The sequence below is a fragment of the Clostridioides sp. ES-S-0054-01 genome, from assembly GCA_021561035.1.
Classification (GTDB): Bacteria; Bacillota; Clostridia; order Peptostreptococcales; family Peptostreptococcaceae; genus Clostridioides.
On sequence record CP067346.1, the window covers coordinates 3073892 to 3099742 of the forward strand.

Sequence of the window (25851 nt, forward strand, 5' to 3'; positions counted from 1 at the left end):
ATAAATTTAAACAGTTTTGAAAGCTTGTACAGCTTTACATACCACTTAGTTAATATAAAACAATACTACTATAATGAAAAAATGTGGTCTAAAGAAACTTTACATACCACTTAGTTAATATAAAACCCCAAAATAGGTGTAATTGAATACATTGAAAATACTGCATTCAAGCAATTATAATTCAATAAAAACATCAAAATTTGCAGTGAGCGAGTAGTAGTGCAATTGATAACAGTTATCATATGCCTTCAATCCCTTATATTCCAACTGTTAACACCTATTTTAGCATAAATATCGCTCACTGCAAACCTATATAAACATTTCATCAGAATACTTATCAATACCATAACATTTCTTTTTAATTGAATTAGGATTTTTTATCTCATAAACATAAATCGAATCTTCACTATTATCAATAATCTTTTCTATTTCAGAAATACATTTATGTAACTTCCCATCAGTAATATCTCCTTCAAAAACAGAATTCTGAGTCCAAGTCAAATATTTTCTAAGTATTTTTCTAACCTTGTTTAATGACCTTGCTTCAACAACATCATAAGTAACAATAACAAACATACTTTACCACCATGCCTTTAAAACTTTATACTTTTCATCATTGATAAAATGTTTAATTAATTTATAACATTCTAACCTTATAAACATTCTATATGAAACTTTTCTATTAAGATTTCTATGTTTTATAGTTGTCTGCATCTTATTTTCAAATTCTTGTAGAAATTTCTTCTTTCCTTTTTCACTTAAATAACAAATTTTGTCCTGATATTCAAAATCACTCTTATTAATTCTTTTGTTATTAATCAAGCTAAAAATTATTGTGTCAATTATAATTGGCTTGAAAATTTCTGCAATGTCTAAGCTTAAGGAAAATCTCTTTGTAGATGGTTCATGTAAAAAGCTTATTGTAGGGTCAAGCTGTGTCTTATATATCTCACTTAAAACATTCGTATACATTATGCTATTTCCAAAAGACATAAGAGCATTTACTGGGTCTTTAGGAGGTCTTTTTTCTCTCTTATAAAATTCAAAATCATTTCTTAATATTTGATTAAAAGATTTATAGTATGTTTTTCTTATTCTACCTTCTTTACCCATAAGTTCTGATATTTCTTTGACATCATTCAAATCATTTAGTTCATCTTTTATAGTATTAATTAAACTATTATCAACATTGTAATACCTCATATTTCTTAAAATATGGTATGACGCACTTTCTACAAATGATTTTGCTAAATATAGTCTTTCATTTTTATCTAAATAATGAGCTGATTGACATACTAAGCTGAATCCTGATACACTTTTCTTTCTTGGATAATATGTACCTGAATAATACCCATAATAATTGTAGAAGTGAAGCATAACTCCATATTGGCTTATATAGTTTATAAGTTTTGTGTTTAAATCTACTTCTCCATATATATGAATATCATCAACTTGTTCTACTGGTAATATTTTTTTCTCACCTTCTAAATTATAATAGTAAATCGTATTTTCTTTTCTTTTTATATTACCATTACTTATCATATAGTAATCTCTATACATTGTCACTTCTCCTTCACGAAACAAAATTCATAATAAGCGCATTTTGTACAATAAGATTTTTTCTCAATTTTAGGAGGAGATGACTTCATATTTATTTCATTTATATTTATAAGTGTATTTTCAACAATTCTTTCTTTTTCCTCTGTCAATATCAGTTCTTCTTGTTTCTTTTCCTTAACATAATTTATGGTTCCTTTTTTATCTATACCCAGACTATTCTTTAAATAATATAAGTAATAGTATAATTGCATTTCATCTGCTTCTTTCATCTTTGAACTTATTTTTACTTCCCTAACATACTCATCCTTTATTATATCCAATCTCAAGATATCATCAATTAATACTTCTTTATTTTTCATTCTTTTATAAGAATCTTCATGTACTATTTTTCCAGATAAAACTCTACTACTATTTTGTTCCATGGTTATTCCTTTAGAGAATAACCATAGCTTTCTTTTACATATATAATAATAATTTATCTTTACTCCTTGAACTTTCAATAATTCTAAATCTATTGGCACAAAATCACCTTCTTTAGTAAATTTTAGCCACATTGTTAATATAAAAATCAAATAAATTGGTCTATTTCCTTACCTATAAGCACACCTTTGCCAAATATCTGTTTTGTATGCTCATTTTCATGTATATCATATTTATATAAAAGTATTTTTAAATCTTCTAGCCCCTTTATATTTATATCCACTATATTTTGTTTAGCTTTATATATTGGTATATTTACACTTTTTTTAATTATTTCTCTTCTAGCTTTTTTTCTCTTAGATTTTATTTCATTTATTAATTGTCTGTCTTCATTACTATATGCCTCTGTAAGTTCTTGACCCAAATTTTTATAATTTTTTATTAAAGTTTCTTCAATTTTATTATATATATCCTCTGGAATTACTGTATATCCTTCAATATTTCTAAGTATATTTTGTGCGTCTTTAGAACCCAAACTATATGGTGTTATAGTATCTAAAATATTTAAAGCACTAGTAAATCTCTTTTTAAAAGCTGTACCTTCTAAACTTTCCTTAGAGTATAGTATCTTAACCATTTCTACCTTATATTTTTCTTCCATCTTCACACATTCTTTGCCATTTATAAAAGCTTTCAATAACTCAAGTCCATTTTTTACAATTGTTTCATCATAAATACTGCCTATTCCTGTAGCTTTTTCTGTATATATAAATATATTTGGACTATTTTCTTTATACTCACGACTTCTATAACATCTTCCAAACCTTTGAAATAAACTGTCAAGTGTTGAATTTTCTGTATGAAGCTCATCAAAATCAATATCAAGGGATGCCTCTACTAATTGTGTTGTAATCCAAATTCCATTTCTATCACTATTGGCAAATTCTTTTATATATTTTTCTAACTTTGCTCTATCTTCTTGTATATACATAGAATGTAGAAGATTTACATTAATATCTATTCCTTTTGACTTAACTATCTCTTCTATTAACTCATATTTTTCTACAGCACTTTTAACTGTATTTACTATTACTAAAACTTTTTTATTCATTCCACTTTGTATTATTTTTTCTAAATTTTTATCTATTGAATTTTTTACAATGGCTACACAGTGTCGTATTTTTGTTGTATTTTTTGTTAATATAGCTATATTACTATCTATTACACCTCTTTTTTTTAGTTCATCTATATATATAGTTGGCATAGTAGCTGTCATTATCATAAATCTGCCACCTATCTTATGTATCATTTCTATGCCTTTTACCAGTACAGCTGCTATTTCTGGCGAATATGCTTGTATCTCATCTATGACTACCTTTGAATATGCTAATGTTGAGTATACTTTTTCATAGCCTCTATACAAAAAAGGGAATTTAAATATTTGGTCTATTGTAGAAAATGTCAGCTTACAAGATAATAACTTTGCTAAATCTACAATCTCATTTGAATTTTCTTGATTACTTTCTTCCAGATAATCTATTGCTGTTGAATGTAACAATCCTAAGAATGTATCATTTGATTCTCCTACTCCAACTATATTTTTTGCCCTATCAAATAATGCATTTATACTTACCCTTAATGGTAATGTAAAAAATGCCTTCTCTTTATCTATCCAAATTAAAGCAGTTTCTGTTTTTCCCATTCCTGTAGATGCAATCAGTATTATATTCTTGCTTCTATTCAATTTAGCAAATGCCTGAACTTCCCTTAGACTACCAAACTCTTTTATTAAATGTTTTTCTGTGTATTCGCCTATATTCATATTACTATTACACTCCACAACCTCATGAGCAGAAGCACTATGGTCTAGTCTATGTAGTATACCTTTTAACATAATATATAAATTATAGTATTTATGATTTTTATCTATTCTTTTTTCTATACCTTGTAAATATATATTGCTAAGTTTCTTAGTTTTTATATGATATCTGACATTAAATTCATTTTGTATTTCATCTACTTTATTTATTAAATCCTTATCTAATACTTTTTGTACCAAATCTTTAAAATCTTCATCTATAAAGATATCTCTTTCATGATGATATACAATAATTTGATTGAGCACATCCATTAAATCCCAATCATCTTCTATATCCAAGTATCCATAATTGATAAATGCAGGAGAAATAAAATTATGCCCTATATTGTTCTCTAAATTAGTTGTTATTTCAGGTTCATTTATTTCAATATCCATTCTACTTCTTATTAGCTTTTGAAATGGTGAAAATGCTTTTCCAACATCATGAAATTCTATAACAAAATCAAGCCATTCCCAGAATTTTTCTTTACCTAAAAAATCTAACTTATTTATACTTGTATCATAACAACACTTTAATATATTTCTTTGTTCTAAAAGCTCATCAGTATGTTCTCTTAATGTTTCTACTGGATTAGATTTTGCATATATCAATAAGACTCATCTCCTTCTTTTCTATTAAAGTATAATAAATCTCCATCTGCATCTAACAATATATATCCACGTCTTATTTTATTACCTTTTTCAATATAATAACTATCAATTTTGTTCCAAATTCTTTTTTTATCTTTATTAGCATTATTTTTATAATAATTGTTGAGTCTATAGCTTATCCCATTTATTACTTTATCTTGTAAAGTTGACTTTGGTATATATATAGGTCGTCTTATCTTATATTTTGATAATTTGTGATTTTCATAATCATCTACTTCTACTTTCACAGCATTTACTTCAAACTTATTAACTTCTACAAATCTAATATCATTAATTCTTACTAAATCTTCTTTTCTACCTAATGATAAATGCTCATCATAATTTAATAAACTATCATATAATTTTTTTAATAATTCAAAATCCCCACCTATATGAATTATCAAATTTACATTCAATAACATATGACTGTTCATTGGCATAGATGTAATACTATCCTTTTTGTAAAAATAAGTTGTCTGATAATTATTAAATATACTTTCATATGTTCCTTGCACACTTATATTAAATGGTATATACTCTGTAGCATTTAATGTTTTGTGAATTAATCCATTTACTGTAGAATACGGTGGTAGTGGATATGTCTCTGTAATCTTCATAGCAAATGGCTTTTTATAGCATGCAGTTTCTTGAAATAAATCTAATTTCAAAACCTTCATATTAATTCACCCCATAATATTCCTTTACCTCTTTAACTAATTGTCCAAAAAATTTATCTACACTTAAAAAATTATCTTCAAATAACTCCTCAAATTCTTCTTTATTTGTAAATGCTCCGTCTACCATTCCCACATAGGTAAACTCTTTTAGACCCTTTCCTAAAAAAGTACCTTGAACTACTTCTTCTATTGCTGACTTATTTACTTTAAATCCATTTTTATCTCCTTTTAATTTAATTCTACCCAAGAAAAATGGATTTGGTATTTCATATACTCCTCCTACTAAAAATAGAGGAGATAAATTTTCTTGTCTACCTCTAATATTTCTATTCAATACTTTTATTATTTCTAAAAATTCTACTACTCTTCTACATTTATCTTTATTATCAAGTTCTATATCTCCATCCTTACCTATTTTAGATAAATCTATAGTCACTGTATATGTATAATAACTTAAATGTTGCTCTATGTTGGCAAGATTAGGGTGTTCTCCTATTCTATCTGCTAATCCTTTATTATTTAAAAAATCCATATCGCTTCTATATGGCTCAAGAGAAATCGCATTACTCAATCTTACAGTGGCTTCTCTAGTCAATGAACCCCCTTTTTTATCTTTCTCATCTTTTTTATTTGTTTTCATATATCCAAATAAGTCCATTTCTTCTGATTCTCTTATGCTTATATTGTCTTTAAACTGAATTGTACCTTTTCCTTTATCAACAACTTGTAAATTCCAATTAAATAACTCCGAAGCTAATCGTACTATGTCATATCTTAGACACTGACGAGATGCAAATGTATAGATGTTTCCATCATCTCTACTTAGTTTTTTTAATTCTGATATATTACCTATCCCTTCACCATAGTTTAAACTTTGAGCCTGTGCTATTACTGTAAATGTTAATCCTCTTTTCATCTTATTTTTCCTCCTCTTCGTTTGTTAGTTTATCTTTTCCTTCATATTTTCCAGAAATTAATCCAGATATAAAAGCATGACCTATAGATTCAAAGTCTAAATCTTTTTCAATCTCTATATCTAAAAAAAACGCTGGAAGCTTTTTTTCAGCTGACATAAAAATTCTTATAAGTGTATCCATAAAATCACTTTTATTTCCTACTTTAACTAAATTTAAAAGTTTATAACTTACTCCATCTATTTTATTTTTAGAATTTTTATTGACATAATGGTCATGTATATCACAACCCAAATAATAAATTATTCTCAGTTTTTCATCATTCTTTTCCAAATTTTTACTATCCATTCTATATACCCCCTTCTTATAACTATTTATTAATGCTCTTAATTGGACTACTCTAAAACAATCTATTCCTAATATATTTGATTTGTTGTTGCTTTCCATATAATTATTAACTTTATTTCTTAAAGTATTATTAGTTAAATGCTTCAAGTCCCTATTTTTCAAGCTTAAATCTAATACATTTGATTTAAGCTTATAATCATAGATACTTTGTATTTTTTTATTTGCATACTCATCTGTAAAAATTTTTGCTAAATAAGTAGGAATATTAAAGTAATTTATTTTACACTTTTTAGAATCTATACTTGCTTTGAATTCTACAAAAAGGATATTCGCAAGTTGCCATTCACTTTTTAATTTATTTTCTTCTACTATTATAGTTTTTATAAATTTATTAAAAAAGTTTTCATATTTTGAATCTGATAACTCACTTTTCTGTAGTTTCAACTCATTATTTCTTTCAAAAAGCTCATTTATAGAAGTATCCATGTTAACAAATAAATAAAACTCATTCTCTTCATTAGATAAATAGTTCTTTCTTGTATAAGTAGCCCCTGCTGGAGTACAGAATAATATAAGCTTACAAACATCACATATTGATGATGTATACTCCTGATTCCAAAACATATTCCTAGCATTATTGGTACTTACTCCAAGTGGAGCAAAATTACTTTCTGAGTATTCATCTAATATTCCTTTATATGAACCACACATTTCACATACTTCTAAACCATCCATATACAACTTTATGTCTTCAATACTTTTATTTTTCTTTATAAAGTTTTTATTTATTTCCTTCATAATTTTTTCTATAGTATTTACACTAGACTTACTAACTTTTTTTTCACTTATATCCTTAGCTATACTATTTAATCTATCATTCAAATAGTTTTTCAACTTATCACAGTCATTCTCTTCTAATAAATCTTCTAACTCTCCAAAATATATAATTTGTCTTAAATAATCATTAAACATTACTTGTTTTAATCCATCTAAATCTAATTTAGCCTTAGCAACATTAAAAAAACTAACTTGTCCAAAATAATTATCTTGAACTACATATTTATAAAGATTGGCTGTAAGTCTGTCATTTATTGATTTTATTTTAAATATATCAATAATCTCATCAATTAAAGTTTCTAATAAATCAAATTCATCATAACTTTTTATCTTAGACATAATGTCTAGCTTTTCTTTTATCAAGTTAGAATTATCTTCATCAAATTTTTTGACCTTATCATTTTGCTGTTTTATATTATCCTTAATTTTCTTAATTCCATCTTTGATTTTATCAGGCTTAGACTTAATAAAATTTATATTATAATCAACACTCTTTCTAATCCTTTTGGATACATCATATTCATCCATGAAGTAATCAAAATAATACTCATGAAAGTTTCCAAGAAAGGAACTATCAAATTCAATATAGTCTTCCATAATAAATATTTCTGATTTCTTCTCTGATTTCTTTATTATGTTTAAAAATCCAACTATACCCATATTAAAGAACCAGTCTCCTCTATAAACTCTTAACTTCATTTATCTCACCTCCATTCTAGAATATCTACATTTCCAAACCCCTGTGCTCGCCTAAAACCTACTCCTAGGTTGTAGATAAGATTTAAGTCATCAATATCGCCTTTTAATATAAACTTACCTTTGTAACCATTAACATATTGATACTCTTTTCCTGTTATTTTTTTAAATTCTCTTAAACGCTCTTTAACAACTACCTTTTTAAAACCTATATTTTCAAATTCTAGTTTTCTTTTTAATCCATTTCCTCTATAGTTTTTGATAACTTCATTAGTTATATAGTTTAACTCTTCTATATATCCATCATCATTTATCTCCAAGAATTTTCCTTCTTTAGACTTTATACAAATTGGAGATAGTGCATTAAATAGTACCATCTCTTTTGTTACCTTCTTTTCTCTTGATAAGTCTATTCTAATCCTTGTAAGTTCATATTCTTTATATAAGCACTTTTTAGAAGTCATTAATCCATTATATATATGAAAACCTAATTCTAAATCTGGAGTACTTATATTTAATATTACTTTATCTTTAATAATAAAATTGTCGCCTTCAATGCTATATTTTTTTATATAAACTGAAAATGTGAAATTTTTAGTTTTTTTATTATTTTTTTCATTATAATAGTACATATTTTTATAGTAATCTTCATTAGACTTTCTTATCGCTTCTTTTATAATACTCATAAAGAGTGAATTATAAGATATTGGTATACAATCTGTACTAAATTCAATTTTCATTTTCATAATATCACCTCTCTCAACTAATATATTAACACTAGACCGTGAAGTATATCTGTCTGAATATAAATTATTTAAAAAAATCAGTAAATTTTTTTCATTTTTTCAATTTCTGACAATATATCATCTCTAAGTCTAATAGGTTCTATAACTTCAACATAAGCTCCCATACTCAAAATCCAACTTTTTATCTCTTCATAACCTCTCATTTTAGCTTTAAATAGTATAGAATTATTGTCATACTCTACAATTTGTTGATTATTAACCCAAACTTTCTCCTTTATAATTATTGAAAATGGATGGCTAATTTTTATAACAACATTAATTTCTTCTCCCTTATAAATTCCTATACTATTTTTACTATATTCATCCCAATTAAAACTTTTATCTACATTATATTTTTCTTCTAAAACCTTATAACTTTTAATTCTACATAATTTAAAATCTATAAACTTAAGCCTTTTTTCACAAAAAGCTACCATATAGGTATCTGATTTATAGTTAAATAAACCGTATGGATGAACAATTCTTTCGCTACTACCTAAGTTCAATGAATAATATTCTATCCAAAGCTTACGTTTTGTCGTATACGCTCTAGTTATTTCGTTACATTTATTTTTTTCAAACTCATAATTACAATTACGTTGTGCTTGTACTGTGAAATAATCCATATATGTATCGCTTTTTTCTCCTGTATTTAATACTGCTTTTATTTTTTCTACAATACTATTAAATTCATTTTTGTAAATATCATTATTGTACTCTAGTTGTGAATTTATCATGTCTAGAATTGAAACTTCACTATCCAATAATTTAATTAGTGAGATACTATTACATTTATCAATTTCATATCCACCATAAATCCCAGGTGTTGAATTTATAAATATACCTGCTTGTTCTAAATATTCCTTATAACTTTTTATTTGCCTTTCACTTACTTCCAATTCTTCTGCTAGCTCTTTACACTTCATTCTTCCTCTACTTTGAATTAATATCATCATTCTTATTGTATTAGCTAATTTACTAATGAATAACACCTCCTAATAATATTAATTAATATCTTATATTGTTTATTTCTACACATATATACATATAACCTCCTTATGTTTTATATAAGTAGAATTTTTTACTATTTAGATACTTATTATGACATATTAGTATATAATTTTAATAATTAATACAATAAAAAATATTACTGAAAAAATAAATATTTATAATTCCAGTAATATTAATCAATTTTAAATACTTCTTATTAGTTAATAGCCTATCCTAAAAATTAACTAAGTTTAATCTTATCTCTTTTAAATAATTATTTCTCACAATTAAGAAATACACTATTTGAACTAAAAATAGGCTTCCCATTACCAAAACTGCTGAAGATGCTACTTCTATATCAAAAGAATTCTTCAAAGCAGTAAGTGCAAATATCGAATGTACAACTGCCACTACATAAGGTAATAAAAACACAATTCCAATCTCAATAGTTGAAGCTTTTTTAATCTCATTATATGTCATCCCCAATTTATTTAACTGCTCATACTTTTTCTTATCAACTTGACAATCCATATAAAACTTATTATATAAAAAGCTACTTGTAGTAACAAAGAAAATTAAACCTATAAATATTGCTAAAAATATAAATGTAGAATACATTAATTTCCCAGTTTCTATCATTAAGTCTTTAGAGAAAAACAAATATGGCTGCATCCCAGACTCATTATTAAATTTATTCTCAAATTGTCTACATATCTCTATAGTTTTACTTGAATCCTCTACTTCAAATGCAGTAAATCTATCCACTATAAATTTTGATTCTATACTATCATAAAAATTATCCTTTACCACATACATATTTTTATAATATGCTGGCATAACACATTCTTCTACTTGTTTTGCTACCTTTAAACTTTTATTCCCTACAATAACATTTTCTTTGACTTTCTTATTTCCTGGTAAACTTGATGATAATAATGATATAGATTCATTATCTTCAAAACTTATAGGCTTAACCCCTATAGCCTCTGTTATTTCTAGGTACTTAGATTCTTTCATAATTCTGACATTAAAATCACTTTTCTTGGGAAATACAGTTTTAAATTCACCATTAATTATTGTATAGTCTATATTTTCTTTTTTTAGCTTAGTTTCTATAAATCTCATTCTTTCCTTGTCTTTTTCTTTGCTATCAGGCTTCTTAGGGTCATTATGCAAGGTCATAGTTGAATAATATATTGTATTAGGATATATTAAATTAATTTGACGATTTACATCTTTCCAAAAAGAATAAACTGTACCTATAGCAGTAAATGTTACTGCAGAAGTTATAGTTATCAAGAAAAATATTCTAGCATTATCCTTTACTTTATAAATTAAGTTTGAAATCCAAAGCATATTTGTATTTTTTCTATAAAATCTCTTGTTTAATTTTAGCTTCTTCATAAAAAACACACTAAATTGAGAAAAGAATAAATAGGTTGCTACTATAGTAAGAAATGTAACTGGAACTAAGCGCAGATATGTCGTATATTGGTCAGTTGAGGTAACAGCATTATAATATGCTATTATAAACAGACAAATACTTAATATAGCAAGCATTAGTGATGTTTTAGGCTCTGGTTTTGGAGTTTTTGTACCTTTAAGTAACTTCAACACCTGATTTTCCTTAACTATAAAAGAAGTAAATATTGATGTCAATATAGCTAAAATCATAAAATATATTAAAGTAGACAATATTGCATTAAATGGTATATAGAATTTTAATGGTGATAATTCTAAAAAAGTAGCCATAATCACTAAAAATATCTTTGCAAAGATTAAGCCTATTATTATTCCAATTACAGAAGATACTATATTTATTATCATATTTTCTATAAAGATTAATTTCATTACTTGGCGTTTTGATATACCTGTAATATAAAGTATTCCAAATTCTTTATATCTACTTTTAAGAAACACACTAACTGAATAAAACACAAAGAAGAATAAGAATAGATATGCAATTATCTTACTCATCTTGAGACCTTCTTTTAAATAATCAGGAAATTGAGATACATCTAAATCTGGATGACTTGTAAACATAATAAAAGAAAATAGCAGTGAAGATGATATAACAATACTTGCTAAGTATCCTAAATACGCTTTAATATTTCTTGAAATATTGTTAATAGCAAACTGTTTTATATTCATTAGTTATCGCCTCCCAATAATGTAAGTACATCCATTATCTCTTGATAAAACTGCTCTCTACTACTACCCTTATATATTTCATTATATATAGACCCATCTTTTATGAATAAGATTCTACTACAGTAGCTCGCTGCTAATGGGTCATGAGTTACCATCATAGTAGTAACTTTATTTTCTTTATTTATCTTTTGAAATAGCTCCATTACAACCTTTGATGACTTTGAATCTAAATTACCTGTTGGTTCATCTGCTAAAAGTATTGATGGATTGTTAATCAATGCTCTAGCAATAGCAGTCCTCTGAGCTTGACCACCTGATACTTCAAAAGTTCTTTTTCCTAATAAATCTTTTATACCTAATATTGTAGATACTTCATTCAATCTCTCATCTTGCTCTTTTACACTGACCTTATCTAATGTCAATGGCAATACTATATTTTCTCCTATAGTTAATGTATCCAATAAATTAAAATCCTGAAATACAAAACCTAACTCTCTTCTTCTAAATAATGCAAGTTCCTCACCTCTTAACAATAAAGGATTCTTGCCCTTTAATTCCATAGTTCCTGTAGTTGGCTTGTCAATAGTAGAAATCATATTTAAAAGAGTAGTTTTTCCACTACCAGATGGACCCATAATTCCTACAAATTCTCCATCTTCTATACTAAAATTTATGTCATTTAATGCGTTGAAAATTATTTTTTTACCATATACTTTACTTAAATTATTTACAGTTAAAATTTTCATTATTTAACTATCCTTCCTAATTTAATTTTTGAAATAACATATATATAATTGTTAATTATAATTTATCTTAGTTTAATTTTTATAGATAATAAATCTATTTTTTCTATACACTAATTATGTTAGTAAAAGCTAATACTGCAAGTACTACACCCATGATTATTCTGTATACAGCAAACACTCTCATTGGTTTTTTCTTTAAAAAATTCACGAATTTTTCCATAACTATTATTGATACAATAAAAGCTACTATAAACCCAACTACCAAAGCAATCCACAATGTTGGTGTCATTATTGAATAATCAAATTCAAATAAATCTTTTCCTGAAGAAGCCACCATAGCTGGTACTGCTAAAAAGAAAGAAAACTCAGCTGCTGTAGGAGAATTAAGTCCTGCTATCCATCCACCCATAATAGTAGATGCACTCCTTGACATACCTGGCCATGCAGACAAAACTTGTAATGTCCCAACCTTTAAAGCTTGTATTGGAGTAATTTTATCTATATTATCTGTTGAATGATTCTTTTTTCTAAACAAAGTTTCTACTACTAATAATAAAATCCCACCCACTATAAATCCTATAATTACAGATTGTAAATTAAACAATGATTTTATATTATCATAAAATAGAACTCCTATAATCGCAAATGGTATACAACCTATAATTACATTCATTCCAAATCTAAAACCAATCTTTCCTTCTTTTCCGCCAGTAAATATAAATTTAAAAAATTCTATAACGCTATCTTTTATCTTTTTCCAATAAAGTACTACTACTGCTAATATAGCCCCAAGTTGTATTACAACCTCAAACATTTCAGCAAATTGCCCCTTAAAATCTATTAAATTACCAACCAAAATCATATGACCTGTAGATGAAACTGGAATAAATTCTGTAAACCCCTCTACTATAGCTATTATGACTGATTTCAATATAAAAATAACATCTAAACTCATCAATAAACATCCTTCCTTTTTTACAAAATTTCTTTTTTTATGTTATTTCTCTTATGTTATTTCTTATATTAATTGTAATTTAGATTAGAAAATTTAACTATCTGCAAACATTACACAAACCTTACATCTATGTAAGGTTTGCAAATAAACTCTCTTAAATTTTGATTATTTAACTATGAATATTTCATTTAATAAATTGTATAATAAAAAAGTACAATTAACTAAAAACCCTATTGTAACAGATAATTTACATCTTTATCAAACTATTTACACCTTTATTAAACTATTTACATCTTTATTAAAGTAGATTGAAACTTCTGTACCTTTTCCTACTTCTGATTTTATACTTACTTTATGACCTAAATCATCACATACCTTTTTTACTAGATAAAGACCCATACCTGTAGATTCTCCAAACTTACGACCATTTTCTCCTGTAAAAAATGGGTCAAATACCCTTTTTAAATCTTTAGAAACAATTCCAATTCCTTCATCTATTATACTTAAAATTACATATTTATTATTTTCTTCAGATTTTATAGTTAGGTAGTTACTATAATCTTTAGAATATTTCACTCCATTTGTAATTAATTGACCTATTATAAATTTCATCCATTTTACATCTGTATAAACATAAGTAAATTTGTCTACTTGAATCTTAGGAATCATTCCACTTTTTATAAATAACCTTTTTTCTTCATTTACAATACTAGATACAATTTCATTTAATTTGGCTTTTTCAACTATAAAGTCTTTCTGAAAATTATCTGCCCTTGCAAAATGCATAGCCATATCTAACCCTTTATTTAATCTATCTATTTCTTTTCTTATATTTTCAGTTACTTCTTCTCCCTCATAATCTTGAAGCTGAAGGCTTATAACTGATATTGGTGTTTTCATCTGATGAATCCATTGGTTGATGAAAGTTAAATGTTCACTATGTATCTTTTTATGCTCTTGTATCATTGATTGATACAATTTATGTTGTTGTTTTAAAATAACTGATATATTTCTCCCCAAGAATGAGCTTCCTAAATACAAAAATGACTCCTCCAAAGAATGTATTCCTTTTTCAAACAGATTATATACTTCTCTATTTTTATAATACTTATATATTAAAAAACATAACAATATAAAAGAACTAAATAAAAGAATATATAAACTCTCTCCAAAACTAATAAACTTCATAAGATTACAGTAAATAATTGTCATAACTATGCCTATATAATATATAAAAATATAACCTTTATAATCTTTTAAAAATAACTTCATACTTTCTCCTTACCAATTCTTATTTAATTTATATCCTAACCCTCGGACAGTCTGAACAGCGTTATCTATACCTAATTCCTCAAATCTTTTCCTTATCCTGCTAACATTTACATTTAAAGTATTTTCTTCTACAAACTCAATATCATCCCATATCTTTTCTAAAAGATAATCTCTACTTACTACTTTTGGGTATCTCTTGATAAGACATTCAATCAGTATACCTTCTTTTTTAGTTATAATTAGATTTTCACCATTTAATTCTAGTTCTAACCTTTCTGGATAAAACTTTAATCCATCTAGCTCCACTATTCTTTCGTCTATTTTAGGTGAATATTCACCATATACCCTTCTTATATGACTCTTTATTTTTGCCATTACTACATCATAGTAAAAAGGTTTTGTTATATAATCATCTGCTCCACTTTCTAAAGCTCTAATTTGGTCTACATTGCCATCTCTAGCTGATATAAAAATTATAGGTAAATTCGACTGTTGCCTAATACATCTACACCAGTAGAAACCATCAAATTTAGGTAAATTTACATCTAATAGAACTAAGTTTGGCTTAAAACTTTCAAATGTAATCATTATATCATCAAAGTTTTCTTCAACAATTACTTCAAATCCATATTTCTCAATATAATCTTTAAGTAATGTACTTATTGATATATCATCTTCCACAATATATACTTTATAACTCATATAATTCCTCCTAATATACCTATTTACTCATCATATAAAAGTTCAATTTTAATGTATTATAATCTTTTTACAATATATAAATTTAATTATATTGCTAACTTCACAATTACTGACTTCATAAGTATAACTATATTATTAGACATCTTAATAAAACCCTATAAAAAAGTATCTTTTTATGATTAATTAATCATTATTATCAATTAGTCATTCTAAAATAAATTGAAATTACTAATTTAAAATAGAAAAAGTTACCTTAATAAGGTAACTTAAACTTTTATTATATTTCTTACTTAGTATTATTTTAGCATAGTTTCTACTTAGCATTATAGATTAATTCTTTTATATTCACTTTTTTCTCTTGTAACTTATTTTTTATTAAGAAGTCTTGTGTATCTTCAAGCGAAGATATGTCTTTATCTGTTATATCTAAACTAAAATCATACCAAGCATATAATTCTTTAGTTTCTTCAAGACTTAAATCAACTTCTTTAGCTACTTTTTCCATAGCTTCATCAAAATTATTATTTACATATTCTAAAGTTTCCTTTTCAACCTTCATAAATCTTTCAACTATTTCTGGATGTTTCTCTGCAAAGTCTGTGCTAACAGCAGTTACTATTATACCATCTACTAAACCTTCACCATTTGCTACAAGTTTACTCCCTGACTTCATAGCTTTAAGAGCTGCTGGACCAGCAATCAATGCAGCATCTACGCTACCATCAGAAAGAGCTGCTGATGCTTCTGGAATACCCATATTAACAAATTCCACATCATCCATGCTTAATCCTTCTTTATCAAGTGCTGAAATCAATACCTGATGTAATATAGTCCCTTTTGGACCTGCCACCTTCTTACCTACTAAATCTGCTGCTGATTTTATTGAATTATTATTAGTCAAAATCATAAATCCTTTTGGTGACCTGCTATAAGTGTTTAATATCTTTAACTCTACTCCATTAGATGCAGCTATTAAAGCTGATGTACCACCTAGTGCATGTAAGAAGTCTATTTCTCCAGCAGCTAAAGCTTGTGTTTGCTCTGGACCTGTAGTAATTTCGTGGAAGTTAACTTTTATATTATCCTTTTTAAATTCCTTTCCAAATAAATCATCCTGTTTCTGAATTATAGAAGGAACATTTAATGGTGACTTTACATAAGTTAAATTTATTTCTGAAAGTTTTTCTCCATTATTTTTTTTAGCACATCCAGCTAAAGATGCTGTTGCAAGTGTTAATATCGTTATACCTATCAATAGCTTTTTTAATTTCATTTACTTTACTCCTTAAAATATTATTAATTTCTTTAAATGCCTTTATTTGATTTCATTGTCATTAAAATATCTTTTTTTAATTTAATATAGTAATCTGAAGTTAAATCTCTATTATAACCATCTTCTATATTAAATTCTTTTACTTTTCTTTCGTCTGTGAAAACAACTATTTTCTTGCCTATCTTTAACGCTTCATCAATATCATGAGTTACAAATATCACGCCTTTATTAGTTGACTTATGTATTCTTATAACTTCATTTTGCATATCAATCCTTGTAAAATAATCTAATGCCGAAAAAGGCTCGTCCATAAGCAACATATCTGGATTGAAAGAAAGAGCTCTAGCTATGCTTACTCTCTGCGCCATACCTCCTGACAATTCATTTGGATAAGAGTTTTTAAATTTCTGCAAGTTCATCATCTTAAGATATTTTTCTACATCAATATTACTTTTCCTATTATATTTATTTGATTTGTTCAAATTATCATTTGTTTCTAAGCTTCTAAAATTATCATTTATAATTTTACCAATAATTCTTTTATTGTGTTTAAATTTTCTAAGCACCTTGTTTAAAATAGTATTTTTTCTTTGATTATGAAAAGCTATATTTTCACTTACGTTTAACCAAGGCATTAATCTGCTCTCCTGAAAAACAAAACCAACATTAGGTCTATACTCTTTATTATCATTAATAAACCTAATCTCACCACTATTTATACCTTCAAGTGATGCAATTGCTCTAAGCAAGGTAGTCTTTCCACAACCACTTTCACCTAAAATTACTGTTATATGGTTTCTATCTATGTTTAAAGAGATATCACTAAGAACTACATGTTCTTCATTGTCAACTTTATAACTTTTATATAAATTTCTAATTATATATCCAGAGTCACATACTAAATTATTCATATGCTTCCACCATCTTTCCCTTACTTACCTTCTTCACAATAATCGAAAATATGTAATCTGTAATTATTCCTAAAAGTCCAATTACGATTATACCTACAATAACAACATCTGTTCTAGACATTTCTTTTCCATCAGATATCAAGTATCCAAGACCAGATGAAGCTGCTACAAGTTCTGCCCCAATAATTGCTCTAAAGCTATATCCAAGAGCTAACTTTAACCCAACAGCAATATCAAGAATGGCATTTGGTATTATTATTTTAAATATTATCTGAAGCTTTGAAAACTCAAATACTCTACCCACTTCAATCAGTTTTGAGTCACAATTTTTAATCCCTTTCAATGTGCTTGTAAAGATTGGGAAAAAGGATGCTAAAACTATAATTATAATTTTTGATTCCTCTCCTATACCAAACCATAATATAAGCATTGGTATTAAAGCAAGGGGAGGTGTATTCCTTAAAAAATTTATTAGAGATTTAAAGTATTCGTATACTCCACTATAAATTCCAAAGAATATCCCTAAAGGCACACCTATAGCAGTACTTATTGCAAAACCTATCAAAACTCTTTTCATACTTGCATATACATTAATAAATATTGAACCATCACTTATCATATTTAAAAATGTACTATATACCTTTTCGGGTGATGGTAATATATAATCACTCCAAATACCAAGATAATTTGTAATTTTCCATAATAAAAAAATTATAAAAAATATCAGAACACTCTTTACTAGCCTTAAAAACTTATTATTAAATTTATTGACCATTTACAAACCATCTCCATTATTACAACCATCTTTACAATAAAACATTTCTACTATGTCATACTTATCTTCAAAGCCATTTCTTATTTTTTGTATTTCACTTAATATTTCGTCTTCACTTGATACTTCAAGAACTTTTTCAAAAGTATCTTTGAAATATCCTAATGGAATTGGTGATTCATCTATTTTTCCAAGTGATTTTACACCTTCTTGTTCAGCAAACTCTTTCCATGTATAAAACATAGCATTACCCTTATCCTTAAACTTTTCACTTGCAAAGTCTCTTAATTGTGTACATGGACAGGTTACTACCAACATATCATCTTTACTTTTTATATATTTATCGTATAAAACCCTACAAGTCCTTACTAATATTGGTTCTATCATAGGTACTTCAAAATTATTTATCAAATTATTTCTTTTTAAAAGACTTATACTTTCTGGACATCTACAATCCAACATTGTATTTTCAGTCTTTTTTGTATACTCTTTGTACTGCTTTTTTACATATTCTAACTGTGGTTCACATTCTGCTATTATGTACCCCTTTTTTATCAAATTTGCTTTAATAAGGTGAAACTTTTCTCCATACATTCTTTCTGCCACTGGATTTATTAGAAGATATTTATTCATAACGCCTCCTATTATTTAATATTGAATATTATTATCAATTAATAGTTTAAATGAGCACTTAAATTTTGTCAATATATTAATTTTTTCTTAATAAAACAATTTTTATCTACATTTTTTAATATTTTAAATGAAATATTAAATAGTATATGTAATTTATTTTAATTAATAATGCATACATCTTACTAATAATCTATTTATATAATAATCTATAAATATTATATAATAATACTTATATAATTAGTATTATTATTTAATAGCAACAGTTATTCACACTAATAAAAGTAGAAAGTTTTTAAAATATTATGAAACATCAAATTTAATTTTAAAATTGCATCAAAAAATGAAGTCTCAACAGACTTCACTTTTTATAACTCTTATAAATTATTCAAAATATTTATACTTCCCTTTCTACTTCAAAACGTAAAACCGTCTTCAATGATTCAGGCGATACTTTTCTAGCATCACTTATATAAATTTCACGATGTGTGTAAGATTTTCTTATAAGTTTATTTTTTTTGCAAAATTCGTTCATAATGTCAAAGCTTTCTGGTTCATTATCATATGAACCTATATGAAGCATTTGAACACATAGCCCTTCATTAATAGACCCAAATCTAACTTTTTCAAGAAGATTATGAGGTTTCTTCTTCTTTACTATATCAGTAGCTTTATCCAACAGGTCTTGTGTAACAAAATCTGGCTGACGTATCATTATAGTGTAAATTAAATCTTCTTTAATAAGTACATCTAAGCCTTTACTTTTTTCTCCCTTATCCCATATACCTTCTAAAGGAAAAACCGTATAGTCAAAATACCCTTCTGGTACAATTCCTTTTTTAGGCATGGTTTTTATTGCATATGCCAAAGAATAAAGTACTCCTATTGCTTCAGTAAATTCTTTAGAATTTGGGTCTCCACTCCCTTTTAACATGATAAATTTCTGTTCTGGTATTTCAATTATTACAGGATTCTTTTTAGGTAAATATAACTCTTTATCTCTTTTTCTCCATTCATATTTCATAAAAATACCTCCATATATATTTTATACATTGATATTATCACGCTAAAAGTGACAACAGTGTGTCATAATTATAAATTATATTATAAAATCTTCATCCTCTAATTCCTCATACACTCCTTTTTGGTATCCATTACCCTTAGTTGAAAAGAAATCATGTGTTTTGGTTTCAGTGCTAAGACCATTTAATACAATTGGATTTATAGCATCTACAGTATATAGCTTCTCAAACCCTAGATTTTCTAAAGCTCTATTCGCATTGTATTTTAAAAAGTTCACAACCTCTTTTTCAAGCCCACTTTCTCTGTATATAACATTTGTATACTCTATCTCATTCTCCATAAGGCTATAAAGTATAGAATACATCTTCTCTTCTAACATCTTCTTATCCATTTTATCAAATGAATCGTATATTTCTTGTGCTAGCAATCCTATATACTTACCATGTAAAGACTCATCTCTAAGAATAAGCGATATTATTTCTCCACTAGCTACCATCTTTCCTTGACCAGATAGATACAATGGATAAAAGAACCCTGAATAAAACAAGAAACTCTCCAAAAATACACTTGTAACCATTGATAAATACAAACCTTTTTGATTTGTAGTATTTTCATATTGACCTAAAACTAAGTCAGCCTTTTTTTGTAAAGTTGGCTCTGTTTCTATCCACTCAAACAACTCATCTATTTCTGAATTAGAAAGTAGAGTCATAAATATAGAAGAATAACTTTTTGCATGTATTTCTTCCATAGTTCCCATAAAAGATAAAACAGCTTTTCTTTGCAAATTTTCTGTTAAACTCATCATAGATGGGATTCCATTATTCCCCTGTTTTGTATCCAATAATGTTAAACCACCCAATACTTTTTTATATAATTCCTTTTCCTTATCACTTAGTTCATTCCATACCTTGATATCTTTAGAAACAGATATTTCTTCAGGAAGCCAAAATTGTTTTACATTTTGCTCCCAAAAAGCCTGTGTAAACCCATCTTCTTCTTTATTCCAGTTAACTGCATTATGTATTTTATGTAAATTAAATGTCATATACTTCTCTCCCTATACTGAACATACTAGACACTCATGAGTATCTCTTGCCATCTTTGTTCTTGTGTAATATAAACTTTTTAAGCCTTTTTTATATGCATATATGTAATGTCTAGCTATATCTCTAGTTGTCTTCTCATCTGTGACAAACAGTGTTGTTGATATACCTTGGTCAACATGGTTTTGAACTGTTGCTACTAAATCTATAACCTTTCTCATATCTATTCTGTATGCTGATTGATAATACAATATATTATCATTCGTTAAAAATGGCATTGGATATATTGTGGTAGAATCTCCATACGTTCTTACTTCTACTGGTTCAGTAATTGGCATTATACTTGATGTAGCATTTTGAACATAACTAATACTTTGAGTTGGTGCTACTGCCATTAAATACGCATTATATATACCTTTTTCTTTTACCTCATCCAATAAATTTGTCCAATCTTCTTTTGTTGGTATATAAATACCTTCAAATAATGCTTTTACTTTTTCCGACTTAGGTAGATAAGATTGTTCATAGTATTTTGATAATACCTTGCTATTTCTTCCCTTAGCATATTCTGATTTATCAAATCCTTCAAAAGTTTGATTTTTTTCTATAGCTATTTTCATCGATGCTTTAATTGAATAATATCTAACCATTGCAAAAAATACATTAGAAAAATCTATAGCATCATCTGAAGTATATAAAATATTTTCTCTTACTAAGTATCCATGTAAATTCATAGCTCCTAATCCTATAGAATGAGACTTGCTGTTACTGTTACTTACGGTTGGTACTGGTCTTATATCTGTATTATCTGCTACAAACGACAATGCTCTTATTGCTGTCTCAACCGTACTTTCTATAGTTTTATTATCCATAACATTTGCTATATTTAAAGAACCAAGATTACAACTTATATCTTGTCCCCATTCATTTTTGCCTCCATATCCCTCTATTTCCGAAGGTGTCTGATATTGGAATATTTCACAACATAAGTTAGACATCTTAATCATTCCAACATCTTTTAATGTATGTTCTCTATTAGCTGTATCTATGTACACTACATATGGATATCCACTTTCTTGTTGCATCTGTGCTATTTTAGTCAACATCTGTCTAGGATTTATTTCTTTTTTTCTTATATCCTTGTCATCAACCAATTTATCGTACCACTCATTCATTTCTATCTCATCAAGATAAACTCCATATTTCTTATACACAGTATGAGGATAAAATGCATATGCAATTTCATTTTTTTCTGCTAATTCCATAAACTTATCAGGTATTATAGCTCCTAGTGACAATGTAGCAAGTCTTATTTTCTCATCAGCATTTATCTTTTTCGTATCCATCAATAATTCAAAATCAGGATGGAATACAGTAAGGTAAACTGCACCGGAACCTTGTCTAGCTCCCATTTGATTAAAATAACTAAATGATTGTTCCAACATTTTAGCTACTCCAACAACACCCCCAGCTGCACCTTCTATATCTTTGATAGATTCACCAGATGCTCTAAGTTTAGATAAATTTAGTGCAACTCCTCCACCAATCTTTGATAAGTGATTTGATGAAGATATAGCATATGATATACCTTCTGTACTATCTTCTACAGACAGTAAAAAACAGGACACCATTTCCCCAGCTCTTTTTCTTCCAGCATTTAAAAAAGTAGGTGTGGCTGGTTGAAATTCTTGTTTTACTATTTTATCTGCTAAGTTTAGAGCTAAACTCTCATCACCATTTCCTAATGTCAAAGCTACAATTAATACTTTATCATTATATGTTTCTAATATTTCCTTTCCATCATTGCTTTTTAATGCATAATTTTGATAAAATTTATTTGCACTCATATATGATTGAAATTCAAACTGATGTTTATCAATAATCTCATATATATTTTTAATAAACTTCATACTATACTGATTTATTATTTCTTTTGAATAATAACCCTCATATATTAAATACTTCAATCTTTCTTCTAAGTCATTAAATTTTCTCAACTTTGGTTTTATAAATTCTTCTATGTAACTACTTAAGGCTTCCTTGTCCTTTTCTAACTGATACTTACCTTGTTCATTTTTAATTATCACTTGATTGTTAAGCTCTATCCAATTCATTATTTACCGTCCTTTTAACATAATCTTGTGCTATAATTTCATTTAATTTGCTTATTATTTCTTTTAGTATTTATTAGTTGAAATCCCCAAAATAACCTATAACTATCGGAATATAATAAGTATTTTTCAAAAACAAAAGCACTACATATAGTCAGTGCTTTATCTATTATATACTACATATAGTATATACACAAATTTTTTTATATCTAAACTTTTATTATTGTATCACTGATATTATTTTTGTTTAAATAAATTTTTATAAACTCAAATATAAAACAATACAAACTTATTATGGTATGTTTAAAAGTACAAATTATCTCTAAATAGTCTAAAAATATATTATAATATATTCAAAACAAAATATTTTAAATATTATATTCTATATATTATTTATAAGTTTTTTATTTATTGTTATATAATTAAATATATGACTATTTTGCTACTACATATATAAAAATAAATTCGTGAAGGTGATTTTAATGAAAACTATTTCTAAACAAGAATTAGAAAAAGCACTTGAGAAACATTATTTATGGCTTAAAAACAATAATGACGGAGAAAAAGCAGATTTAAAAGAATTAAGATTAGAAAACATGGACTTAACGGGATACTGTTTAAGTAATATTGACTTTTCGTGGTCTGACCTTATCAATTTAAATTTAGAAAAAGCAGATTTAGAAAACTCTAGTTTTAAGAATTCTTATTTTTCGGATTGTTCATTAAAAAATTCTATACTAAAAAATGCAGACTTAGGTGGTACAAATTTTAGATTTTGTGATTTATCTAAATCAGATATTAGAGGGGCTAATTTAGAAAATTCTAATTTAGAATATGCTACTTTGGACGGAGTAATATCAGATGAAAATACTCGTTTTTTTAAATTATACTGTCCTGAAACGGGAGCATTTATAGGCTATAAAAAATGTTTTAATTTTAGAATGGTACAATTATTAATACCGAGTGACGCAAAAAGAGTATCTGCTACATCAAATGCTTGTAGATGTAATAAAGCAAAAGTACTGTCAATTACAAGCATAGATGGCAAAGAATCTTTTAAAACTGCTCGTGCATATGCTGATGAAAATTTTATATATAGAGTAGGAGAAATGATTGTAGCTGAAGATTTTAATGAAAATAGATGGAAAGAATCAACTACAGGAATTCACTTTTTTCTAACTAGAGAGGAAGCTATAGATTATCTGTAAAGTAACTTCTTTTTATAATGATATATATAAAATACATAAATAATAAAAAAAGGCTATCTTTACGCACAATGAGTTCGATATTCAATCGGACTCATTCCGTTTTTTAATTGTATTCTTTCATTATTATAAAAATAAATATAATCATTTATTAGACTAATCATTTTCTTTGGATCTGTAGTATCAATTAAATATATTAATTCAGATTTAAAATGACTGAAAAAACTTTCTATAGGAGCATTATCCCAGCAGTTGCCCCTTCGGGACATTGATTGTATAATACCATTATCCTTAAGCCTTTTAGAGTAAGATCTACTTGTATATTGTGAACCTTGATCTGTATGTAAAATACAATCTTTGGCTACATTCATATATAAGAATTTTTTACCGATAGGTATGTATGTTATATCCATACAAATTTTTTCTAATGGTTGATTAGCTCTAAATTCACGATTTAATATATTATCATATATCTCATATGATTTAAACTTACGTCTATATACTTTCTTTCTAATAATAGATTTAATACCTAGTTCTTTCATCAACCTATATACTCTCTTATGATTAATAGGGGTATCAAGTATTTTATTTATATAAGTACAAATTCTTTTTCTACCGTAAGTTAATCTATATTTTTTATGTATTTCAATTATATAATCCTTAATAATTCTATCTTTGATACCCCTATCGGAAGTTTTTTTAGAATAACTTAGCCATTTATAGTAACCGCTTCTTGACACACCTATCAACTTACACATACTAGAAATACTATACTTCCTAGACATAAGTTTAATTGTTTTAAATTTATCGCTTACTTTGACTTGTCCAATAGGGTACTTAACTTTTTTAAGAATTCATTCTCCATGCGTAAGTACTTCAATTCTTCTTCAACAGATTTAAATTTTCTATTATCATTTTCTAGACTAATATTTTTAAATCTGCCCCTAGTTTCATCATTAAATGCAGTTTTACCTTTATTTTTATAATCTTTTACCCAGTTTTGAACTTGTGTTTTGCTTCTTATATTCAGCATCTCAGCAATTTTGTATGATGAGTATCCTTCTTTTATATATAAGTTTACAGCTTTTAGTTTAAGTTCTTTGCTATATTTTTTGTGTTTTTTAGACATAGAAAAACCCCCTTAGAGTATACGTTTTTTAGACCTATTATAATAGCCTTTTATTTAAATGTCTACTATAAGGGGATTATACTAAAATAGAGATAGACCTTTTTTCATTGTTGAAATGATGAAAATATATTTGATTTCATACAAAAAGAGTGCCTCATGAAATAAAAAGTTCATTTTTAGACACCCACT

Annotated in this window: 24 protein-coding genes and 1 CRISPR repeat array (1 of these 25 running past the window's edge); of the genes, 1 reads left to right on the forward strand and 23 read right to left on the reverse strand. The window is 26.6% G+C overall.

What is annotated here, in order from left to right:
- Positions 1-126: a CRISPR direct-repeat array (repeat unit 29 nt; unit sequence CTTTACATACCACTTAGTTAATATAAAAC) (it extends 559 nt beyond the left edge of the window).
- 183 nt (positions 127-309) lie between these two features.
- The 21 genes from cas2 to nrdE all read right to left on the reverse strand — a co-directional run bounded on the left by cas2 (position 310) and on the right by nrdE (position 23331).
- A complete protein-coding gene (cas2, locus tag JJC02_14195) occupies positions 310-576 on the reverse strand; it encodes a CRISPR-associated endonuclease Cas2 (GenBank protein ID UDN54036.1) in 267 nt (88 codons plus the stop codon).
- 3 nt (positions 577-579) lie between these two features.
- Positions 580-1560, reverse strand: coding sequence for a type I-B CRISPR-associated endonuclease Cas1 (cas1b, locus tag JJC02_14200; protein UDN54037.1), 981 nt, complete (start codon positions 1558-1560; stop codon positions 580-582).
- Between the two features lie 2 nt (positions 1561-1562).
- Positions 1563-2114, reverse strand: coding sequence for a CRISPR-associated protein Cas4 (gene cas4, locus JJC02_14205; protein ID UDN54038.1), 552 nt, complete (start codon positions 2112-2114; stop codon positions 1563-1565).
- A 14-nt stretch (positions 2115-2128) separates the two neighbouring features.
- Positions 2129-4450 carry a CRISPR-associated helicase Cas3' gene (gene cas3, locus JJC02_14210; protein ID UDN54039.1) on the reverse strand — a complete coding sequence of 774 codons (2322 nt, stop codon included), beginning with the start codon at positions 4448-4450 and terminating at the stop codon, positions 2129-2131.
- Positions 4447-5166 carry a type I-B CRISPR-associated protein Cas5 gene (gene cas5b, locus JJC02_14215; protein ID UDN54040.1) on the reverse strand — a complete coding sequence of 240 codons (720 nt, stop codon included), beginning with the start codon at positions 5164-5166 and terminating at the stop codon, positions 4447-4449. Before cas5b ends, cas3 begins: the two co-directional genes overlap by 4 nt.
- Before the next feature lies 1 nt (position 5167).
- Positions 5168-6082 carry a type I-B CRISPR-associated protein Cas7/Cst2/DevR gene (gene cas7i, locus JJC02_14220; protein ID UDN54041.1) on the reverse strand — a complete coding sequence of 305 codons (915 nt, stop codon included), beginning with the start codon at positions 6080-6082 and terminating at the stop codon, positions 5168-5170.
- 1 nt (position 6083) lies between these two features.
- Positions 6084-7964 (reverse strand): type I-B CRISPR-associated protein Cas8b1/Cst1, encoded by a 1881-nt coding sequence (gene cas8a1 / locus JJC02_14225; protein UDN54042.1) that lies wholly within the window; start codon positions 7962-7964, stop codon positions 6084-6086.
- Between the two features lie 5 nt (positions 7965-7969).
- Entirely contained in the window at positions 7970-8707 is a 738-nt protein-coding gene (gene cas6 / locus JJC02_14230; GenBank protein UDN54043.1) for a CRISPR-associated endoribonuclease Cas6, read from the reverse strand.
- A gap of 77 nt (positions 8708-8784) precedes the next feature.
- On the reverse strand, positions 8785-9702 hold the full coding sequence (locus JJC02_14235; GenBank protein UDN54044.1) for a transcriptional regulator: 918 nt from the start codon (positions 9700-9702) through the stop codon (positions 8785-8787).
- A gap of 268 nt (positions 9703-9970) precedes the next feature.
- Positions 9971-11887, reverse strand: coding sequence for an ABC transporter permease (locus tag JJC02_14240; GenBank protein ID UDN54045.1), 1917 nt, complete (start codon positions 11885-11887; stop codon positions 9971-9973).
- On the reverse strand, positions 11887-12633 hold the full coding sequence (locus tag JJC02_14245) for an ABC transporter ATP-binding protein (protein ID UDN54046.1): 747 nt from the start codon (positions 12631-12633) through the stop codon (positions 11887-11889). The genes JJC02_14240 and JJC02_14245 overlap by 1 nt, the downstream gene beginning before the upstream one ends.
- A gap of 103 nt (positions 12634-12736) precedes the next feature.
- Positions 12737-13588 (reverse strand): undecaprenyl-diphosphate phosphatase, encoded by an 852-nt coding sequence (locus JJC02_14250; GenBank protein UDN54047.1) that lies wholly within the window; start codon positions 13586-13588, stop codon positions 12737-12739.
- Positions 13589-13855: 267 nt separating this feature from the next.
- Complete coding sequence (locus JJC02_14255; protein UDN54048.1) at positions 13856-14860, reverse strand: HAMP domain-containing histidine kinase; 1005 nt, start codon at positions 14858-14860, stop codon at positions 13856-13858.
- 9 nt (positions 14861-14869) lie between these two features.
- Positions 14870-15562: a response regulator transcription factor gene (locus tag JJC02_14260; GenBank protein UDN54049.1), complete on the reverse strand. Its 693-nt coding sequence runs from the start codon at positions 15560-15562 to the stop codon at positions 14870-14872.
- Positions 15563-15875: 313 nt separating this feature from the next.
- Positions 15876-16835, reverse strand: coding sequence for an NrtA/SsuA/CpmA family ABC transporter substrate-binding protein (locus JJC02_14265; GenBank protein UDN54050.1), 960 nt, complete (start codon positions 16833-16835; stop codon positions 15876-15878).
- 32 nt (positions 16836-16867) lie between these two features.
- On the reverse strand, positions 16868-17746 hold the full coding sequence (locus JJC02_14270) for an ABC transporter ATP-binding protein (protein ID UDN54051.1): 879 nt from the start codon (positions 17744-17746) through the stop codon (positions 16868-16870).
- The gene (locus JJC02_14275) at positions 17739-18521 is read right to left on the reverse strand and encodes an ABC transporter permease (protein UDN54052.1); all 783 of its coding nucleotides are present in this window, start codon (positions 18519-18521) and stop codon (positions 17739-17741) included. The genes JJC02_14270 and JJC02_14275 overlap by 8 nt, the downstream gene beginning before the upstream one ends.
- Complete coding sequence (locus JJC02_14280) at positions 18522-19151, reverse strand: hypothetical protein (protein ID UDN54053.1); 630 nt, start codon at positions 19149-19151, stop codon at positions 18522-18524.
- Between the two features lie 394 nt (positions 19152-19545).
- Entirely contained in the window at positions 19546-20172 is a 627-nt protein-coding gene (locus tag JJC02_14285; GenBank protein UDN54054.1) for a GyrI-like domain-containing protein, read from the reverse strand.
- A gap of 75 nt (positions 20173-20247) precedes the next feature.
- The gene (nrdF, locus tag JJC02_14290) at positions 20248-21219 is read right to left on the reverse strand and encodes a class 1b ribonucleoside-diphosphate reductase subunit beta (protein UDN54055.1); all 972 of its coding nucleotides are present in this window, start codon (positions 21217-21219) and stop codon (positions 20248-20250) included.
- A 12-nt stretch (positions 21220-21231) separates the two neighbouring features.
- Entirely contained in the window at positions 21232-23331 is a 2100-nt protein-coding gene (gene nrdE, locus JJC02_14295) for a class 1b ribonucleoside-diphosphate reductase subunit alpha (GenBank protein ID UDN54056.1), read from the reverse strand.
- 479 nt (positions 23332-23810) lie between these two features.
- On the opposite strand from nrdE, the gene JJC02_14300 reads away from it, so the two are divergent.
- Entirely contained in the window at positions 23811-24536 is a 726-nt protein-coding gene (locus tag JJC02_14300; protein UDN54057.1) for a pentapeptide repeat-containing protein, read from the forward strand.
- 59 nt (positions 24537-24595) lie between these two features.
- Here JJC02_14300 and JJC02_14305 read toward each other — a convergent pair whose 3' ends face one another.
- Positions 24596-25318 carry a DDE-type integrase/transposase/recombinase gene (locus JJC02_14305; GenBank protein UDN54058.1) on the reverse strand — a complete coding sequence of 241 codons (723 nt, stop codon included), beginning with the start codon at positions 25316-25318 and terminating at the stop codon, positions 24596-24598.
- A 26-nt stretch (positions 25319-25344) separates the two neighbouring features.
- Entirely contained in the window at positions 25345-25662 is a 318-nt protein-coding gene (locus JJC02_14310; GenBank protein UDN54059.1) for a transposase, read from the reverse strand.
- Positions 25663-25851 lie beyond the last annotated feature (189 nt).

Bases quoted from the DNA above. Each gene is read 5' to 3' on its own strand.
- cas2 (UDN54036.1), bottom strand. From the start codon at position 576: ATGTTTGTTATTGTTACTTATGATGTTGTTGAAGCAAGGTCATTAAAC.
- cas1b (UDN54037.1), bottom strand. From the start codon at position 1,560: ATGTATAGAGATTACTATATGATAAGTAATGGTAATATAAAAAGAAAA.
- cas4 (UDN54038.1), bottom strand. From the start codon at position 2,114: ATGTGGCTAAAATTTACTAAAGAAGGTGATTTTGTGCCAATAGATTTA.
- cas5b (UDN54040.1), bottom strand. From the start codon at position 5,166: ATGAAGGTTTTGAAATTAGATTTATTTCAAGAAACTGCATGCTATAAA.
- cas7i (UDN54041.1), bottom strand. From the start codon at position 6,082: ATGAAAAGAGGATTAACATTTACAGTAATAGCACAGGCTCAAAGTTTA.
- cas8a1 (UDN54042.1), bottom strand. From the start codon at position 7,964: ATGAAGTTAAGAGTTTATAGAGGAGACTGGTTCTTTAATATGGGTATA.
- cas6 (UDN54043.1), bottom strand. From the start codon at position 8,707: ATGAAAATGAAAATTGAATTTAGTACAGATTGTATACCAATATCTTAT.
- JJC02_14235 (UDN54044.1), bottom strand. From the start codon at position 9,702: ATGATGATATTAATTCAAAGTAGAGGAAGAATGAAGTGTAAAGAGCTA.
- JJC02_14240 (UDN54045.1), bottom strand. From the start codon at position 11,887: ATGAATATAAAACAGTTTGCTATTAACAATATTTCAAGAAATATTAAA.
- JJC02_14245 (UDN54046.1), bottom strand. From the start codon at position 12,633: ATGAAAATTTTAACTGTAAATAATTTAAGTAAAGTATATGGTAAAAAA.
- JJC02_14250 (UDN54047.1), bottom strand. From the start codon at position 13,588: ATGAGTTTAGATGTTATTTTTATATTGAAATCAGTCATAATAGCTATA.
- JJC02_14255 (UDN54048.1), bottom strand. From the start codon at position 14,860: ATGAAGTTATTTTTAAAAGATTATAAAGGTTATATTTTTATATATTAT.
- JJC02_14260 (UDN54049.1), bottom strand. From the start codon at position 15,562: ATGAGTTATAAAGTATATATTGTGGAAGATGATATATCAATAAGTACA.
- JJC02_14265 (UDN54050.1), bottom strand. From the start codon at position 16,835: ATGAAATTAAAAAAGCTATTGATAGGTATAACGATATTAACACTTGCA.
- JJC02_14270 (UDN54051.1), bottom strand. From the start codon at position 17,746: ATGAATAATTTAGTATGTGACTCTGGATATATAATTAGAAATTTATAT.
- JJC02_14275 (UDN54052.1), bottom strand. From the start codon at position 18,521: ATGGTCAATAAATTTAATAATAAGTTTTTAAGGCTAGTAAAGAGTGTT.
- JJC02_14280 (UDN54053.1), bottom strand. From the start codon at position 19,151: ATGAATAAATATCTTCTAATAAATCCAGTGGCAGAAAGAATGTATGGA.
- JJC02_14285 (UDN54054.1), bottom strand. From the start codon at position 20,172: ATGAAATATGAATGGAGAAAAAGAGATAAAGAGTTATATTTACCTAAA.
- nrdF (UDN54055.1), bottom strand. From the start codon at position 21,219: ATGACATTTAATTTACATAAAATACATAATGCAGTTAACTGGAATAAA.
- nrdE (UDN54056.1), bottom strand. From the start codon at position 23,331: ATGAATTGGATAGAGCTTAACAATCAAGTGATAATTAAAAATGAACAA.
- JJC02_14300 (UDN54057.1), top strand. From the start codon at position 23,811: ATGAAAACTATTTCTAAACAAGAATTAGAAAAAGCACTTGAGAAACAT.
- JJC02_14305 (UDN54058.1), bottom strand. From the start codon at position 25,318: ATGTCTAGGAAGTATAGTATTTCTAGTATGTGTAAGTTGATAGGTGTG.
- JJC02_14310 (UDN54059.1), bottom strand. From the start codon at position 25,662: ATGTCTAAAAAACACAAAAAATATAGCAAAGAACTTAAACTAAAAGCT.